This window comes from Dietzia sp. B44 (genome assembly GCF_014145245.1).
GTDB classification, from domain to species: Bacteria; Actinomycetota; Actinomycetes; order Mycobacteriales; family Mycobacteriaceae; genus Dietzia; species Dietzia natronolimnaea.
Map to the genome: position 1 here is coordinate 1 of NZ_JAALEF010000437.1, position 1,791 is coordinate 1,791.

Consider the following 1,791-nt stretch of genomic DNA (forward strand, 5'->3'; position numbering starts at 1 on the left):
GTCGAACCCGCACTCAGCGAATCAAAGGAATCCGTGATGCTTCCGAGCGAGCCCAGGTCCAGGTCGCCAGCCTCATCCGTCGAACCCGCACTCAGCGAATCAAACGGATCGGTAACGCTACCCAGATCCAGCTGGCCAGCCTCATCCGTCGAACCCGACGACAGTCCGTCCGAACCGGTGGGCAATTCCTCCGGGATGGTCGGCAGGTCATCCGGGGCGGTGGAACCGAGGGCCGCACCGAGTTCCAGGCCAAGCTCGGCCGAGCCGAGCGCCGCGCCGAGGTTGAGTCCGAGCTCGGCGCTGCCCTGAGCGTTGGCGACACCCGGCATGGAGCCGAGCGCGAGTCCGGAGGCCGCGATGACGGCGAGCATCCGCTTGGTGTTCTTCATAGGAATTGCCTTCCTGTTGTTGGTGACGACCCAGCGACCCGGGTTCTCCCCCTCGTCGCCCGGTCCGGTGTGCAGCCCTGGGGCTACTCACCGTCGGATCGTGTCACCACCCTATCGAGCAATTTTCTGGACTTGTTACAAGAAGTCTCGTTTAGGCACAGGCAATACCCAGCCGCGCGATTGCGCCCAGACCCCGTGGTCCGGGCGATGATTGCTGCCAAAGGGCGCCTCCCAAGCGACTACCTCGTCTTATGTGAACCTTAATAAGTGAGTTTTGAGTTATAAATTGCTGCATGGGGGCCCCATAAGTGACATTGATCACTTCTCACCAAGAATTGACCGACTCGCCGCCAACACGCCGCGCTTCGAGCTCCGACATGGATAAATGTGAGGCTAACCTCGGATAAATCTGTCCCCGATCCAGGAGCGCCATGACACCGAACAGCAGCGGAGTTCAGTTCCCCACCGATTCGGCCGGGAACCGCTCGTCCGGGCGGTTGGCCAAGCAGGTCGTCGCCGACGCACTGTCCACCGTGGACCCGGCGGCGGGCGAGCGGGTCCACGGGATCAAGGACTGGCGCAAGGGATACATCCAGCCATTCACCGAGATGGTCAGTGCGGGCGTCGCAGATGCCGCCACGTGGGACGGGGTGGCCCGCGCCGCCCTCGACTCGCTCCAGTCCAGGATGGTCGGCGTCCATGAGGTCGACGGCCAGGAGGTCGAGACCCCGATGGCGGACTACCTCGCCGTCGTCGCCTCCCGATCCACCCCGGGGACCGAGACGGTCCACGGCACGGCGGCCCCCGCCACGGAACTGTCCATCCCCTACCGCGGCGAGGAACTGAGCGGCGCGGTGTTGCGTGCCCGGCTGGACAGGTGGGTCGACGCGGGGGTGATCGAGCCGAGCTGCGCGGACGCTCTCAGGTTGGTGCAGGACAACCCTGAGTGGCTCTCACTGCCGGGCCGCGCGATGCTCGTGCTCGGCCTGGGTTCCGAGATGGGGCCCGCCGCCCGACTGTTGCGGTGGGGCGCCGACGTCCTGGGAGTCGACCTCCCCTCGAGCCCGGTGTGGGACCGGTTCCGCCAGCAGGCCGCCGGCTTCGCGGGCAGGCTCCACTTCCCCACGGACGCGGACGGCCGGCCGGGCATCGACCTGCTCACCCAGCTCCCCGAGCTCGCCGCCTGGGCCCGCGCGGCCGCCCCGGCGCCGCTCACGGTGGGCAGTTACTTCTACGCGGACGGCGGGACCCACGTCCAGCTCTCGTCTGCGGCCGACGCCCTCGTCGTCGACCTGCTGAAGGACGGAACCGCCGACGCCCTGGCCTACCTCGCCACCCCGATGGACACCTTCGTGGTCCCGGCCGACGTCCGCCGGGCCTCGGACGCGGCGCTGGCGGCCCA

At 67.5% G+C, this 1,791-nt stretch carries 2 protein-coding genes; one reads left to right on the top strand and one right to left on the bottom strand.

What is annotated here, in order from left to right; all coding sequences use genetic code 11:
• The coding region (locus tag G6017_RS13670) for a hypothetical protein (RefSeq protein WP_524536299.1) at positions 1–389 on the bottom strand (389 nt) is incomplete at its 3' end.
• A gap of 431 nt (positions 390–820) precedes the next feature.
• Between G6017_RS13670 and G6017_RS13675 the strand changes: the two genes are divergently transcribed.
• Positions 821–1,791: hypothetical protein (locus G6017_RS13675; protein WP_241731555.1), on the top strand; the 971-nt coding region annotated here is incomplete at its 3' end.